The 14,643-nt window shown below is 64.2% G+C and carries 16 protein-coding genes; 9 read left to right on the top strand and 7 right to left on the bottom strand.

Features of this window, described 5'->3' with window-relative positions; genetic code table 11:
• Positions 1–202 (bottom strand): hypothetical protein (locus CLV47_RS21880; protein ID WP_146135453.1); only part of this gene is annotated, 202 nt, incomplete at its 3' end.
• Between the two features lie 271 nt (positions 203–473).
• Here CLV47_RS21880 and CLV47_RS19435 point away from each other — a divergent pair.
• The 4 genes from CLV47_RS19435 to CLV47_RS19420 are packed head-to-tail and all read left to right on the top strand — an operon-like array spanning position 474 to position 3,974.
• Complete coding sequence (locus tag CLV47_RS19435; protein ID WP_106350782.1) at positions 474–1,421, top strand: ABC transporter ATP-binding protein; 948 nt, start codon at positions 474–476, stop codon at positions 1,419–1,421.
• Positions 1,418–2,197: an ABC transporter permease gene (locus tag CLV47_RS19430; RefSeq protein ID WP_106350781.1), complete on the top strand. Its 780-nt coding sequence runs from the start codon at positions 1,418–1,420 to the stop codon at positions 2,195–2,197. Before CLV47_RS19435 ends, CLV47_RS19430 begins: the two co-directional genes overlap by 4 nt.
• 32 nt (positions 2,198–2,229) lie before the next feature.
• Positions 2,230–3,351 (top strand): sensor histidine kinase, encoded by a 1,122-nt coding sequence (locus CLV47_RS19425; protein ID WP_202862703.1) that lies wholly within the window; start codon positions 2,230–2,232, stop codon positions 3,349–3,351.
• Positions 3,348–3,974 (top strand): response regulator transcription factor, encoded by a 627-nt coding sequence (locus CLV47_RS19420; RefSeq protein WP_177557573.1) that lies wholly within the window; start codon positions 3,348–3,350, stop codon positions 3,972–3,974. Before CLV47_RS19425 ends, CLV47_RS19420 begins: the two co-directional genes overlap by 4 nt.
• Here the strand turns inward: CLV47_RS19420 and upp are convergent.
• Positions 3,971–4,594: a uracil phosphoribosyltransferase gene (gene upp / locus CLV47_RS19415; protein ID WP_106350779.1), complete on the bottom strand. Its 624-nt coding sequence runs from the start codon at positions 4,592–4,594 to the stop codon at positions 3,971–3,973. The genes CLV47_RS19420 and upp overlap by 4 nt on opposite strands.
• A 60-nt stretch (positions 4,595–4,654) precedes the next feature.
• On the opposite strand from upp, the gene deoC reads away from it, so the two are divergent.
• From deoC to CLV47_RS19390, 5 genes are all read left to right on the top strand, one after another.
• Positions 4,655–5,620, top strand: a complete 966-nt coding sequence (gene deoC, locus CLV47_RS19410) for a deoxyribose-phosphate aldolase (protein ID WP_106350778.1) — start codon at positions 4,655–4,657, stop codon at positions 5,618–5,620.
• A gap of 21 nt (positions 5,621–5,641) precedes the next feature.
• Positions 5,642–7,078, top strand: a complete 1,437-nt coding sequence (locus CLV47_RS19405) for an aldehyde dehydrogenase family protein (protein WP_106350777.1) — start codon at positions 5,642–5,644, stop codon at positions 7,076–7,078.
• Positions 7,068–7,946, top strand: a complete 879-nt coding sequence (locus CLV47_RS19400; protein WP_238145526.1) for an aldehyde dehydrogenase family protein — start codon at positions 7,068–7,070, stop codon at positions 7,944–7,946. Before CLV47_RS19405 ends, CLV47_RS19400 begins: the two co-directional genes overlap by 11 nt.
• Before the next feature lie 109 nt (positions 7,947–8,055).
• Entirely contained in the window at positions 8,056–9,438 is a 1,383-nt protein-coding gene (locus CLV47_RS19395) for a hypothetical protein (protein ID WP_106350775.1), read from the top strand.
• Positions 9,431–10,066, top strand: coding sequence for a uridine kinase family protein (locus CLV47_RS19390; RefSeq protein WP_106350774.1), 636 nt, complete (start codon positions 9,431–9,433; stop codon positions 10,064–10,066). The genes CLV47_RS19395 and CLV47_RS19390 overlap by 8 nt, the downstream gene beginning before the upstream one ends.
• Here the strand turns inward: CLV47_RS19390 and CLV47_RS19385 are convergent.
• The 5 genes from CLV47_RS19385 to CLV47_RS19365 are packed head-to-tail and all read right to left on the bottom strand — an operon-like array spanning position 10,056 to position 14,642.
• The gene (locus CLV47_RS19385; RefSeq protein ID WP_106350773.1) at positions 10,056–11,147 is read right to left on the bottom strand and encodes an adenosine deaminase; all 1,092 of its coding nucleotides are present in this window, start codon (positions 11,145–11,147) and stop codon (positions 10,056–10,058) included. The genes CLV47_RS19390 and CLV47_RS19385 overlap by 11 nt on opposite strands.
• A gap of 16 nt (positions 11,148–11,163) precedes the next feature.
• Positions 11,164–12,033 carry an ABC transporter permease gene (locus tag CLV47_RS19380; RefSeq protein WP_202862702.1) on the bottom strand — a complete coding sequence of 290 codons (870 nt, stop codon included), beginning with the start codon at positions 12,031–12,033 and terminating at the stop codon, positions 11,164–11,166.
• Entirely contained in the window at positions 12,026–12,889 is an 864-nt protein-coding gene (locus CLV47_RS19375) for an ABC transporter ATP-binding protein (protein ID WP_106350771.1), read from the bottom strand. The genes CLV47_RS19380 and CLV47_RS19375 overlap by 8 nt, the downstream gene beginning before the upstream one ends.
• Before the next feature lie 29 nt (positions 12,890–12,918).
• Entirely contained in the window at positions 12,919–14,214 is a 1,296-nt protein-coding gene (locus CLV47_RS19370; RefSeq protein ID WP_106350770.1) for a thymidine phosphorylase, read from the bottom strand.
• 23 nt (positions 14,215–14,237) lie between these two features.
• A complete protein-coding gene (locus tag CLV47_RS19365) occupies positions 14,238–14,642 on the bottom strand; it encodes a cytidine deaminase (RefSeq protein WP_106350769.1) in 405 nt (134 codons plus the stop codon).
• Between the last annotated feature and the right edge of the window lies 1 nt (position 14,643).

The raw sequence follows: 14,643 nt of genomic DNA, 5'->3' as shown, positions 1-14,643 counted from the left end.
AGTCGTAGGTCGCTTCAGGGTCCTCGATAGGGGTCAGGAACGTCGGTAGCGCCCTCCGCTCATCCTGGTCACCCTCGTCCCCGTGGTCGTGGTCAGGGTCGGGTTCGGTGTGGCCGGTGGCCGCATCGACGGCATCACGCAGCCGGTCATTCGGGTCGAGTTGCTCGCCTGGTTGGGCATTCGCGTCGAGTCCAGTAGGCATGGGTGGCTCCTGTTCGGATTGCCGCGGCACCGGTTCTCGACACCGCGGTGGATGGGTCTTCTGGCCTCGACGCTAGACCGACGCACCGACACTTTCCGGTGATCATTTTTCACGCGGCTTCGCCTATCCGCCAGCCGTTTGTCGGCGACGACGAACCGGACACGAACTCACGGACCGTGCGGACGTCCGTGGCGCGGTCCTGACAGATGTCATGGGTAGAAGGTGACCTTCGGTGTAGGCGCATCGGCCGGTGGTGCAGCAGTGTCGAGGTATGCCAATTACCGATGAATCAAGCGTCGTACTCGACGCGGTGACCAAGACGTTCGGATCCGTGACCGCGGTGGACGGACTCTCGCTACGCATCAACCGCGGCGAGGTCGTCGCCTTGCTCGGCCCTAATGGCGCCGGCAAGACCAGCACGGTCGACATGATCCTTGGGCTCTCCACACCGACGACCGGCAACGTCAGCGTCTACGGAATGGCGCCACGCAAGGCGGTATCGCTCGGGGCCGTGTCTGCGGTCATGCAGACTGGCGGGTTGCTGAAGGACTACACGGTCGCCGAAACCGTGCAGTTAACCGCCTCGCTGTTCACCCCGTCACGCCCGGTCAGCGAGGTACTCGAACGCGCGGGAATCACCGACATCGCCGATCGTCGCGTGGGCAAGTGTTCCGGTGGTGAACAGCAGCGACTGCGTTTCGCCTTAGCGCTTCTACCCGATCCAGACTTGCTGATTCTGGATGAGCCGACCACTGGCATGGATGTGGAAGGGCGCCGCGAGTTTTGGACGGCCATCCGTGAGGACGCCAAACGCGGACGCACGGTCATTTTCGCTACCCACTACCTCGAGGAGGCCGATGCGTACGCCGATCGGATCGTGTTCGTACGCCGCGGCTCCATCGTCGCCGACGGTACAGCGGCCGAGATCAAGAGTCTCGCTTCCGGACGTACCCTCCGCGCAACGGTGAGCGACGCCGACCAGCCAACGATCGCCGCGCTGCCAGGGGTCGACTCGATCGACGCTCGGGGCGATTCGCTCATCATCCACGGCAAAGACGTCGACGACGCCGCCCGATATCTGCTCAACAACACCGACGCACACGACCTCGAGATCACTTCCCACAACCTTGAGGACGCGTTCGTCGCGCTGACCGCCGATCAGGCCACCCCGCAGGTTCAGAACCCCACCGAGCATTCCCGAGTAGGAGCAACAGCATGACCAGCACCACGATTGAGCGCCAGGTCCCGACACTCGGCGGATTCTCTACAACGTTCGTTCGCCTAGAGATGCGACGGATGTTCCGCAATCGCCGCACAATGATCTTCACCTTCATCTTGCCGCCGGCGATGTTCCTGCTGTTCGGCACCGACTCGACGTATAAAAACACGCAAGCGGGCAACGGCAACGTCACCGCGTACATCATGATCTCGATGGCCGTGTACGGCGCGATGATCGCCGCGACCAGCGGCGGCGCCATGGTCTCCGTCGAACGAGCCGTGGGATGGAGCCGTCAACTGCGGCTGACACCGCTCAACCCCGTGTCCTATATCGCGATCAAGGTCGTCGTCGCAATGTCGATGGGCCTCGCGGCGGTCGTTATCACTTGCGCAGTCGGCATGGGCTTTGGCGCCGACTTGCCGGTAGCCGACCTGATCGGGTGCGCAATCCTCGCCTGGCTGGGGTCCTTGGTGTTCGCCGCATTCGGTCTGTTCATGGGATACCTGCTCCCGAGCGAGAATGTCATGCAGGTCCTCGGACCGGTGCTCGCGGTCCTGTCGTTCGCCGGCGGTCTGTTCGTCCCGCTCGACCAGATGGGTTCAGTTTTCGCGAGCATCGCTCAGTACACCCCTGTGTACGGCGTCGGCATCATCGCCCGCTATCCACTGACCCACGATGGGTCGTTGGTCATCGCGATTGTCAACGTCTTGGTGTGGACCGCACTGTTCGTAGCCGGCGCCGCATGGCGGTTCCGGAAGGACACCGCTCGGGTGTAGCCGGTACGACGGCACCTACTAGCGTGATACACGTGACGTCTGCAGCCTCCATCACCCGGAGCGGCTCCCCACCGACAATCGTCAGGGTAGTCGCTGCCGGGGTTTGGCTGCTATTTCTGAGCGGCCCCTCTCTCGAGCTCGTTCATCACGCCGAAGGATGGCGCAAGTACCTTGGCCTGGGGGCGCTTGCGCTGTTCATCTGTCTGTATCTGTGGACCTTCGCGCGGTTCGCGGGCACGCGCAGTTCGTATCCGGAGAACCCGAAAACCGTTGTTCCCCAATGGTTATGCATTGCCGGGCTCCTGGCCTTGGTCGCAGCACTCGCACCGGGCGCAAGGGACGAGTCGCTCACGGCGCTCGTCTTCGTTGCCGCGATAGTAGTCGCGGTGCTCCCGATCCGACAGGGACTGACCGCGGTCGCCGCGCTCTTCATACTGACCGAACTCCTCGGTCGATTAGTGACAGGTTGGTCCGAGAATGGCGACGGCCTGGCGATCATCCTGGCTGCCGCCGCGACGTGGGCGTTCAGGATGGCACTCATGCGCCGCCAGCAGCTCGTCCTGGCCGAACGCGAGCTCGGTGAGCTGGCCCTCGAAGAGGAACGATCCCGAATCGCCCGCGATCTACATGACATCCTCGGTCACTCGCTGACGGTGATTGCGGTCAAGACCGAGCTGGCCGGCCGGTTGCTCGACGTCGACACCGAACGCACCCGCGCCGAACTCCAGGATCTTGAGCGGCTCACTCGCGACGCCCTCGCCGATGTACGAGCAACGGCGTTGGGGGTACGTGGCATCGCGCTGCCGGGCGAGATCGCGTCCGCTCGAAGTGCACTTGAGGCGGCCGGCATCGACCCGGCGCTGCCCACCGTTGCAGACGAGATACCCAGCCGCTGGCGTGAGCTGTTTGCTTGGACCATAAGGGAATCGGTGACCAACGTGATCCGCCACAGTCACGCAAAACACTGCACGATCACGATGTGTGACAGACGGCTGAGCATCACCGACGACGGAGATGGTCCGGCGTACGCCGCGACAGACGGGCGCGGGCTCAGCGGCCTACGCCAACGCGCGGCATTGGTCGGCGCGACGATCACTACTGGTTCTGGCCCCGGCGGTAAGGGCTTTAATGTCAGCGTGGAGGTTCCGTCGTGAATACGTCACAGATCCGGATCTTGCTGGCGGACGACCAGTCGCTGGTCCGCGGCGCGTTAGCCGCGCTCCTCGACCTAGAACCCGATCTCACCGTCGTTGCCGAAGTCTCGCGCGGGGACGAAGTCGTAGCGGCGGCGCGCGCCAGCCGGCCCGATGTCGCACTACTCGACGTCGAAATGCCAGGTATGGATGGAGTCTCGGCAGCACGAGCGCTCCTGCAAGCGATGCCGCGGTGCAAAGTAGTGATGGTCACGACGTTTGGGCGACCGGGCTACCTACGCAAGGCAATGGCCGCCGGCGCGCACGGTTTCGTCGTCAAGGACACTCCGGCGCGGCAACTCGCGGACGCCGTACGACGAGCCAACAGCGGCCTGCGAGTGGTCGACCCAAGCCTCGCGGCCGACTCGCTTGCCCAAGGCGACTCACCGCTGACGGACCGCGAGTCGGACGTACTTCGTGCGGCGAAGGACGGTGGGACGGTCGCGGACATCGCCCGAGAGTTGTCACTTTCCGAAGGCACCGTGCGCAACCATCTATCCAGCGCGATCGGCAAAACCGGCGCCCGCACGCGTGCCGAGGCCGTCCGGGTCGCGGTAGAGAACGGCTGGTTACTCGGCCACTAGACCGCGCCGAACTGACGGTCTCCGGCATCGCCCAGGCCCGGCACGATGTAACCGGACTCGTTGAGCCGCTCGTCGATCGAGGCGGTGATGATCGTCAGCGGAAGCCCTGATTCCTCGAGTTTCTTGAGCCCTTCGGGAGCGGCAAGCACGCACAGGACGGTAATCTGATCCGCTCCGCGGCTAGTCAGCATGCCGCAGGCGTGCTCCAGGGATCCGCCAGTGGCGAGCATCGGGTCAAGCACGAAGACCGGACGACCCTTCAAGTCCTCCGGGAGGGACTCCATGTAGGCGCGAGGCAGCAGTGTCTCCTCATCGCGCGCCAGACCCACAAACCCCATCTGCGATTCGGGAAGCAACGCCATCGACGCCTCCGCCATCCCCAACCCGGCGCGCAGGACCGGCACGAGTAGTGGCGGGTTAGCGAGCGCCGTACCGGTGGTTTTCGCTACCGGCGTCATGATTTGCACGTCGACGGTCTCGATGTGGCGGGTTGCTTCGTAGATCAGCAGAAGCGACAGCTCGCGCAAAGCCGCCCGGAAGGTCGCATTATCGGTGCGCACGTCTCGGATCGTGGTAAGCCGTGCAGCGGCAAGGGGATGATCTACGACGATGGTCTTCACGCAACAGACCTTACAGAAAGAGCCGCTTACGGGTCACCCGATCGCATAGACTTGCCCGCTATGAGCACTCCCACCGCGACCACGGACCCCGCCTCGGCGTACGCCGACGTCGTCCGCGACAACGCCAGCCTTCGCGCCTTTCTCTACGGGCTGCCCGGCGTCGACCAAGTGGGCGCCGATGCTCGGGCCGCCGCGCTCGGCGGTCGCTCGATCAAGACCGACGCCAAGAAGTGGGCGGTCGACACCGCGATCTCGATGATCGACTTGACCACGCTCGAAGGCGCCGATACACCTGGCAAGGTCCGGTCGCTGTGCGCCAAAGCCCTGCAACCGGATCCCTCCGACCTCACTGCCCCACACACGGCCGCCGTATGCGTGTATGGCGACATGGTCCGCTACGCCGTCGAAGCTCTCGGCGACTCCGGTGTCGGTGTCGCAGCGGTCGCCACGGCGTTTCCGTCCGGTCGCGCCTCCGAGGCGGTCAAGCTCGCCGACGTCAAAGACGCCGTCGATGCCGGTGCCTCCGAGATCGACATGGTGATCGACCGTGGCGCGTACCTGTCCGGTCGCTATCTCGACGTCTACGACTCGATCGTCAAGGTCAAGGCCGCCTGCGGTAGCGCACACCTCAAGGTGATCTTCGAGACCGGTGAGCTCGCGACGTACGACAATGTACGGCGAGTCTCGTGGCTGGCGATGATCGCCGGCGCCGACTTCATCAAGACCTCGACCGGCAAAATTCAGCCAGCGGCTACACCGCCCGTCACGATGATCATGCTTGAGGCGGTGCGCGACTGGTATGCCGCCACCGGGCGGCATGTCGGCGTCAAGCCAGCGGGCGGAATCCGCACCACGAAAGACGCGATGAAATACCTGGTGATCGTCAACGAAGTCGCCGGCGAAGACTGGCTCGACCCGGCGCTGTTCCGATTCGGCGCCTCGAGTCTGCTCAATGACCTGCTGCTGCAGCGGCAACGCATGTCCACCGGTCGATACAGCGGCCCCGACTACGTCACCGTCGACTAGAGCGGCCAAGGAGCGATACCGATGCCCAAATTTGACTACGCCCCGGCGCCCGAATCACGCGCGATCGTTGATATCAAAGATAAGTACGAGCTATTCATCGGCGGCGAGTTCGTCGAGTCGACGAGCGGCAAGCAGTTCGCGACTATCAACCCGGCCTCCGAGGAGCGACTCGCGACAGTCGCCGATGCGGACGAGACCGACATCGACAACGCGGTCAAGGCCGCCCGGCGCGCCTACGACCGGGTCTGGTCAAAGATGCCACCGGCAGAACGTAGCAAATACATCTTCCGCATCGCCCGGTTGTTGGCCGAGCGGGCACGCGAGTTCGCGGTCCTCGAGTCGCTCGACAACGGCAAGCCGATCAAGGAGTCCCGCGATGTCGATATACCGCTTGCGAGCGCCTACTTCTTCTATTACGCAGGCTGGGCCGACAAGCTCGCACACGCAGGATTCGGTCCTGACCCACAGCCATTGGGGGTCGCCGCGCAGGTGATCCCCTGGAACTTCCCGCTGCTGATGCTGTCGTGGAAGATCGCCCCTGCGCTGGCGTGCGGCAACACCGTCGTACTCAAGCCGGCCGAGACGACCCCGCTCACGGCGTTGCTATTCGCGGAAGTTTGTCAGCAGGCAGGGCTGCCGCCCGGTGTGGTCAATATCGTCACCGGCGCCGGCGCGACCGGCAAGGCTCTCGTGGAGCACCCCGGCGTCGACAAGGTGGCATTTACCGGTTCGACCGAGGTCGGACGCGCGATCGCGCGCAGTACCGCCGGAAGCAACAAAAAGCTGACCCTCGAACTGGGTGGCAAGGCCGCCAATATCGTCTTTGACGACGCGCCGATCGACCAGAGCGTCGAGGGAATCGTCAACGGCATCTTCTTCAACCAGGGTCATGTCTGCTGCGCCGGGTCCCGGCTGTTGGTGCAGGAGTCCGTGTACGACGAGGTGATCGAGTCGTTGCGGCTCCGACTAATGACGCTGCGCGTGGGTGACCCGCTGGACAAGAACACCGACGTCGGCGCCATCAACTCCGCGCAGCAGCTTGCCCGGATCCAGGAGCTCACTGCGGCGGGCGAACAGGAGGGAGCCGCCGCCTGGTCGGCGCCATTTACCGCACCCGACAAGGGATTCTGGTTCCCGCCGACCATCTTCACCGGCGTGTCACAGGCACATCGGATCGCCCGGGAGGAGATCTTTGGTCCCGTCTTGTCGGTGCTCACCTTCCGTACTCCGCAAGAAGCGATCGACAAGGCCAACAACACGCCGTACGGACTCTCGGCCGGCGTGTGGACCGACAAGGGTTCGCGAATTCTGTGGGCGGCGAACAATCTGCGCGCCGGGGTCGTCTGGGCAAACACGTTCAACAAGTTCGACCCGGCGAGCCCGTTCGGTGGCTACAAGGAATCCGGCTACGGCCGCGAAGGTGGCCGTCACGGCCTGGAGGCATACCTTGACTACTAAGCCACGGCTATCGGTCATGAAGACCTACAAGCTATACGTAGACGGGAAGTTCCCGCGTTCAGAGTCCGGCCGCACCTACGAGGTGTACGACGGGAAAGGGACGTTCGTGGCCAACGCCGCTAAGGCCTCTCGCAAGGACGCACGGGACGCGGTTGTCGCGGCCCGCAAGGCACAGTCCGGGTGGGCCGGCGCCACGGCGTACAACCGCGGCCAGATCCTCTACCGGGTGGCCGAGATGATCGAAGGCCGGCGGGCGCAGTTCGTCGACGATGTCCGGACCGCAGAAGGCGCTACGGCTCCCGCGGCCAACCGGATCGTCGACGCCGCGATCGATCGGTGGGTCTGGTACGCCGGCTGGACCGACAAGTTCAGTCAGGTCGTCGGTGGCGCCAACCCGGTCGCCGGACCGTACTTCAACCTCTCGACACCCGAACCGACCGGCGTTGTCGTAGCGTTCGCGCCGCAAGGGTCCTCGCTGCTGGGCCTGGTCAGCGTGATCGCACCGATCATCGCCACCGGCAACTCGGTCGTCGCTGTCTCTTCATATGCCCGGCCGTTGCCGGCGATCACTCTTGCCGAGGTGGTCGCGACCTCCGACGTACCGTCGGGTGTGGTCAATCTGCTCACCGGTGACGCCGCGGAGATCGGACCGTGGATGGCCGATCACGCTGACGTCAACGCACTCGACCTCACCGGGGTCGATGCAGACGTCGCCACCGACCTACAGATTCGGTCCGCTCAGACCCTGAAGCGCGTGTTTCCCGCAAGATCATCCGATCGGGACACAGATTTCGAGGGCGATCCAGGCACGGCCAGGCTCGCCGCATTCGTCGAGACCAAGACCGTTTGGCACCCGATTGGGACGTAATCGGGTAAACACCGAATAAAATCACCGACCCGTGCTCACCGACCTGCCCCTTCCGATCCGGCAGCCGATAGAGTAAGCGCGTCCATCAACGTCTTGAAAGGGGTGTGCCATGAGCGCGGCCGAAATCGTTCCGATTGCAGTTCATCTCGATGAGCGAACCGGTTACACGCTATGGGCCTCCCCATGGGAGGAAGACGGCGAAGAGTGGCAGGCGTTTCTCGGCGCCGACGACAAGATCCTGCTGTTCGACTCCCCCGCTCAGCTCGCCCAGTACCTACGCGGTGGCGAGGAAAACGACCTCAGCGACCATCCGGACTGGGAAGAGACTCTCGAGCTGGACCCGTTCGAACTGGTCCCGTCGGACGAGCACACTTACGACCTCGATGGCACCTACGAGCTGGTGGGCGGCGGAGCGGATCGCTGGTCGGTTCGCGAACTGGCAGATGTCTTCGACATGGTCGCCCGCATGGCCGAATGCTGCGACGATGAGATCGTCGAGCCGATCGAGGACGTACCGGAGATCGGGCTGCTGCAAGCCGGCTCGGGCGCATTCCTCGGCCGCACCGGTGACAAGGCGTGGGACAAGATCGGACTTACGCTTGCCGCGAAGTGGGAGACCGTCTGCGAACGGCTCGGCGCCTATCTTGATTGGCGCGACCCAACTGATCTCGACGCAGACCTCGCGAAGGCGCAAGCCGAGATCGATCGTGCGGTAGTGCCGATCGACGATCCGGAGGCGCTCATCGCGGCCGAAACCGAGGTCGCCGAGGAAGACGAAGAGGACCCGGTCGCGATCGCCACGCGACCCCGAGTCGCCACGGACGATGACGATGACGACGCGGACGACGACCTCGACGAGGATGATCTCGACGACGACGAGGATGACGAAGGACTCGACGAGGACGAGGCACTTGCCTACGCCTTCTGGGAAGAGGCCGGCATTCTCCCGGTAAAGATCACGTTTCCTGAGGAGCGATTCAACGGCGGTGAGGCTTTCACGTTGCGCTGCTATCTCGACGACAAACCGATCTTCATGGGCCACCGTAAGAAGCCGTGGATCTTCCGGTCCCCCGACATGCTGCTCGACGTCGTGGAAGACCCGAAGGCCCGCGGTGGCGGCGGGACCAACCATGACCTGATGCCGTTGGCGACTTGGCGCAAGATCGTCGGCGGCGTACGCGACGATGACCAGCCGTTGGCGATCACCGTCGAAGACGACATAGACCTCGCCGGTGCCGACGCGATGATCCGCGGCGACATCGACTTTGACCCGACCGAATTCGCCCGCGCGGCGGACTTCCTCGTCGATATAGCCGACTACGCACACCTCGAAGACGTCCGCGCGCTATTGGAAGACGACGGCGACCTCGCCACGGTCACCAACGCCGCCCGCGACGAGGAGGAAGCGGACATCGACGAGGACGATGCCCTGATCAAGGCATGGGAAACTGCCCTCACCAAGACGGCCGCGGTAGTCGACTGGGTTGAATAGCTCCGGTCTTGACGGCGCTTCGCCGGCGACGAACGCCCGCGTGATCGTGCTTGCCGGGCCATCCGGTAGCGGCAAGTCGCGGTTAGCGGACCGACTGGGCCAACCAATCTTGCGCCTGGATGACTTCTACCGCGACGGCGAGGACCCGATGTTGCCGCGGCATGGCGCGCACGCCGACTGGGAGTCACCGGCCGCGTGGCACGGTGACCGCGCGCTCGATGCGATCCTGCGGCTGTGCGCCGGGGAGCAGATCGACGTGCCGATCTACTCGATGGCGGCCAACCGTGCCGTGGGAAGCCGGCCGATGTCACTCGACGGCGCGCCTTTCCTCGTCGTCGAAGGGCTCTTCACCAGTGAGGTCGTCGCCCCGATACGCGTCGCGGGGCTGCTCGCCGCGGCCGTCGTGCTCCGTAACAACCCGCTACTGACATTCGTACGACGAATGCGCCGCGACTTTGCCGACGGCCGCAAGCCGCCACGAGACATCGTGCGGATCGGCGTGGGGAAGCTCGCGCGCGAGCGGTCGGTCGTCCGGGCTCTCGTCGCCGCCGGTGGTACGCCGATGAGCAATCCCCGGGCCATGCGATACCTGGGTCAACTCATCACCTCTGCGTCCGTCAAATGGTGAGCAGCTCGGCGTACCTGGGCTTGATGACCTGGTCGATGATCTCCAGGCGTTCGTCGAAGTTGATGAACGCCGACTTCATCGCGTTGACCGTGAGCCATTGCAGATCGGCCCATCCGTAACCAAACGCATCGTGCAGCAGCCGCATCTCGTTACTCATGGACGTGCCGCTCATCAGCCGGTTATCGGTGTTGACAGTGACCCGAAACTTCAGTTTCCGCAGCAGGCCGATCGGATGCACCGCAATCGAGTCGACGGCACCGGTCTGCACGTTGGACGACGGGCACAACTCCAGTGGAACGCGTCGATCCCTTACATATTCAGCTAGCCGGCCAAGTCGCGGCGTACCATCTGCGTCGATAGTGATGTCGTCGATGATTCGCACTCCGTGACCAAGCCGGTCCGCGCCGCACCACTGCAGCGCCTCCCAGATCGAAGGCAACCCGAAGGCCTCCCCCGCGTGAATGGTGAAGTGCGCGTTTTCGCGGCGCAGATATTCGAACGCGCTTAGGTGCCGGGTCGGCGGGAAGCCAGCCTCGGCGCCTGCGATGTCGAAGCCAACCACGCCCTGGTCCCGGTAGCGTACGGCGAGGGCCGCGATCTCCTGGGAGTTGGCGGCGTGCCGCATCGCCGTAAGCAGCCCACGGATCCGCAGGAACTTTCCCTGCGCCGCGGCGTTTTCTTCGGCGCGCCGAAATCCTGTGAGTGACGCTTCGACGATCTCTGGAAGCGTCATTTCACGCTGCAGGTGCTGTTCGGGGGCGAACCTGACCTCGGCGTACACGACCCCGTCGTTCATCAGGTCCTCGCCGCACTCGAACGCGACACGCTCGATCGCCTCGGGTGTCTGCATGACACCGACCGTGTGGTCGAACGTCTCGAGGTAGCGCACCAGCGAGCCGGAGTTGGCGGACTCGGCAAACCACTCGCCCAACTGGCCGGCATCGGTGGTGGGTAGCGCGTCGTAACCGGTCTGGTCTGCCAGCTCGATGATCGTGCTGGGTCGCAAACCTCCGTCGAGGTGATCGTGCAGCAGGGCTTTGGGTGCGCGCACTATCTGCGCGGCGTCGAGGGCGTCGCTCATGCCGATACGGTACGCGTTAGCCGTCGGTCTTGGTGCGCCACCGGAATGTCAGCACACACAGCACGAGACCCACGACGGCCCAAGCGCCCAGAAGGAGAAACACCCGATCCAGCTCGAAGGAATGCGCTGCCTCGGCGGCCTTTGCCGCGTCCGGTAGGAAGACGTAGCGCAGGCCCTGCGCCATCCACTTCAGCGGGAACAGTGCGCCGATCGTCTGCAGCCAGTCCGGAAGCTGAGTGAATGGCAGGAACACGCCGGAGATGAACTGCAGCAACAAGGCGATGGGCGTCACCATCGCTGGTGCACCGCGGCCCGTTTTCGGTATCGACGAGAACGCGATGCCGACCAAGGTGCAGGCGGCGACACCAAGCAGTAGAACGGCGAGGAACACCAGCCACTTCGTGACCGTGGCCGGCAGCGAAACGTCATAGAAGATCAGCGCGACCACCAGCATCAGGATCGTCGAGATCAGCGACAGGATCAGGACGAGGATGACTTTGCCGAGGAAGTAGGCCGACTTCGGCATCGGTGTGCCGCGCAGCCGTTTGAGCAAGCCCGAGTCGCGTTCGATCGGAATGGTGATGGCGAGGTTCTGGAAGCTGGTCGTCATGAGTCCGGCGGCGATCATGCCGGGCACGAGGTAGTTGATGTAGCCGACGCCGGGCGCGACATCACTCGAATTTCCGAACAGCGCGCCGAAGATGATCAGCAGGAAGACCGGAAAGATGAGGGTGAATACCAGGGACGACTTCTCCCGGAAGAACGAGTAGATTTCGGCACGCACCCGAGCGACGGCAACCGGACCGTAGCTGACCTTCGCTGGCTGGACACGTGTGACTGTGGCGATCTCAGCGTCGGAGGACATGGCGGCGTTCGCGTTACTCACTGTTGTTCTTGCCAATCATCTGGAGGTAGATGTCTTCAAGCGTCGGACGTGCAACCGTCAGCTCGGAAAGCTCGCCGTGCTCCGCGGCAAGGTCGGCCACGACTCGCGTCGGCTCGTCGGTGCTGATCTTGACGGTCTGTCCGGCGCCGTCGCGGTAGGTCACGATCGCGCTCGCGTCCTCCCGACCACCGAGTAGTTCCGGAGTATTGACCTCGAGGATTTGTCCCTTGCTAATCACACCGACCCGATGTGCGAGATACTCAACCTCGTCGAGGTAGTGAGAGGTCAGCAGGATCGTTGTACCCTGCTCGTTGAGCGACTTGATCAGAGCCCAGAACTGGCGGCGCGCATCGGGGTCGAAGCCGGTCGTTGGCTCGTCGAGGAAAAGCAGCTCAGGTCGACCGATAATGCCGAGCCCGACATCGAGTCGGCGGCGCAGCCCACCGGACAGCGCGGACGCCCGCGAGTCGGCCTTGTCGGCGAGCCCGATCAACTCGATCACCTCGTCGATTTGCCGGGGATTGGGATAGTAGGCGGCGAAGATGGCGAGCGACTCGCGCACCGTCAGATCGCTCAGGTCGTTGGTGGACTGCAGCACGATCCCGATCTTGGAGCGCCACGACAGGCCTGCTTCCTGCGGGTCCTCCCCGAGCACCGAGGCCTGGCCGCCGGTCCGGTCTCGATAACCTTCCAGGATCTCAACCGTCGTACTCTTGCCGGCCCCATTGGGCCCGAGCAGTCCGAAGATCTCGCCATGCCTAATCTCCAGATCGAGGCCGTCGACAGCGTTATACGACTGTTTGCGGGTTCCATAGGTCTTGACTAGGCCGCGCGTCTGTAAGGCGAGTTCGCTCATTCGCGCCATTCTTCCTTACTAAATCCTTGTTAAGCAACGCGACCTGCATCGATAGTGTCAATGACTCGCGATCGACCGTGGCGCGTGGACGGGGCGGAACCCACCTCATATGCCCCCTCAAGTGCCTCCAGGGCGCGGTCAAACTTCGTCTCGTCATCGCCGTGTAACCGCAGCAGCGGCGTACCTGCTCGCACCGATTCGCCGACGCCGCAGGCCCACGTCACGCCGGCGGTAGCACTGACCGGGTCCTCCTTGCGGGCCCGACCGGCGCCGAGCCGCCAGGCCGCGATTCCTACGGCATAGGCGTCGAGGCGGGTCAGTACGCCGTCCGCAGGAGCGAGGATCTCCCGGGTATGCCGCGCGACCGGCAACCGCGCGTCGGGGTCGCCGCCCTGCGCGCGGATCATCGCCTTCCAGGTGTCCATCGCTTTGCCTCCCGACAGCACGTCGGCCGGATCGGTGTCGATACCAACGGCGATCAGCATCTGGCGCGCCAATGTCAGCGTCAACTCAACGACGTCTGCCGGTCCGCCTCCGGCGAGTACGTCGACCGACTCGGTCACCTCGAGGGCGTTTCCGGCGCTCCGGCCGAGCGGGCTGTCCATATCGGTGAGCAGGGCTGCGGTATGTACGCCGTGCGCCGAGCCGAGGCGCACCATCGTCTCGGCTAGCCGCCGCGCCGACGGGAGGTCGGTCATAAACGCGCCCGAGCCGACCTTGACGTCGAGGGTGAGCGCGTCGGCGCCCTCCGCGATCTTCTTACTCATGATCGAGCTGGCGATCAACGGGATCGAGTCGACGGTGCCGGTCACGTCTCGCAGCGCGTAAAGCTTCTTGTCCGCTGGTGCGAGATTGTCGCCTGCTGCACAGATGACCGCACCGACGTCCTCGAGCTGAGCCCGGTAGGCCGCGGAGCTGATCGATGCCTGCCAGCCCGGGATCGACTCCAGTTTGTCGAGCGTGCCGCCGGTGTGCCCGAGCCCGCGTCCGGACAGCTGCGGCACGATCGCGCCGCAGGCCGCGACCAGCGGGGCCAGCGGAAGCGTGATCTTGTCGCCGACCCCTCCGGTGGAGTGCTTGTCCGTGGTGGGCTTGTCGAAGGCCAGCGACATCCGTTCACCGGAATCGATCATGGCATCGGTCCAGCGCTCGATTTCGCGGTCTGTCATGCCTTGCAGGAAGATCGCCATCAGCAGGGCGGACATCTGTTCCTCGGCTACTCGTCCACCGGTGTACGACGACACCATCCACGCGATCTGCTCGTCGGATAGCTCACCGCCGTCGCGCTTGGCCCGGATGACGTCGACGGTGTCGAACTCGCCCATGGTGCTCCCTTGTCTTGGGTTCGCTACTTCCTGACGATATGCGCGATATCGCCGGCATCAAACGCATCTGGCAGGATCTCGGTCATCGGCCTGGGCCCACTTGCGGTCATCAGTAAGCATTCCGGTCCGCCGTTCTCCCAGAGCAACTGACGGCACCGCCCACATGGCATCAACGACGATCCCTCGGCGTCCACGCACGACACCGCGACCAGCGTGCCGCCGCCGGTGAGATGCAGCTGCGACACGAGGCCGCACTCAGCGCACAGCGCGACGCCGTACGCCGCGTTCTCCACGTTGCAGCCGGTGACGGTTCGACCATCGTCGACGAGCGCCGCGACACCGACCCGAAACTTCGAGTACGGCGCATAGGCGTGTCGCATCGCCTCGACCGCGCGTTCCTGAAGCCAATCCCAGTCGATGTCGACCATG

Origin of the sequence: Antricoccus suffuscus (genome assembly GCF_003003235.1) — a bacterium.
Lineage (GTDB): Bacteria > Actinomycetota > Actinomycetes > Mycobacteriales > Antricoccaceae > Antricoccus > Antricoccus suffuscus.
This window is presented reverse-complemented; position numbering and strand designations above follow the sequence as displayed.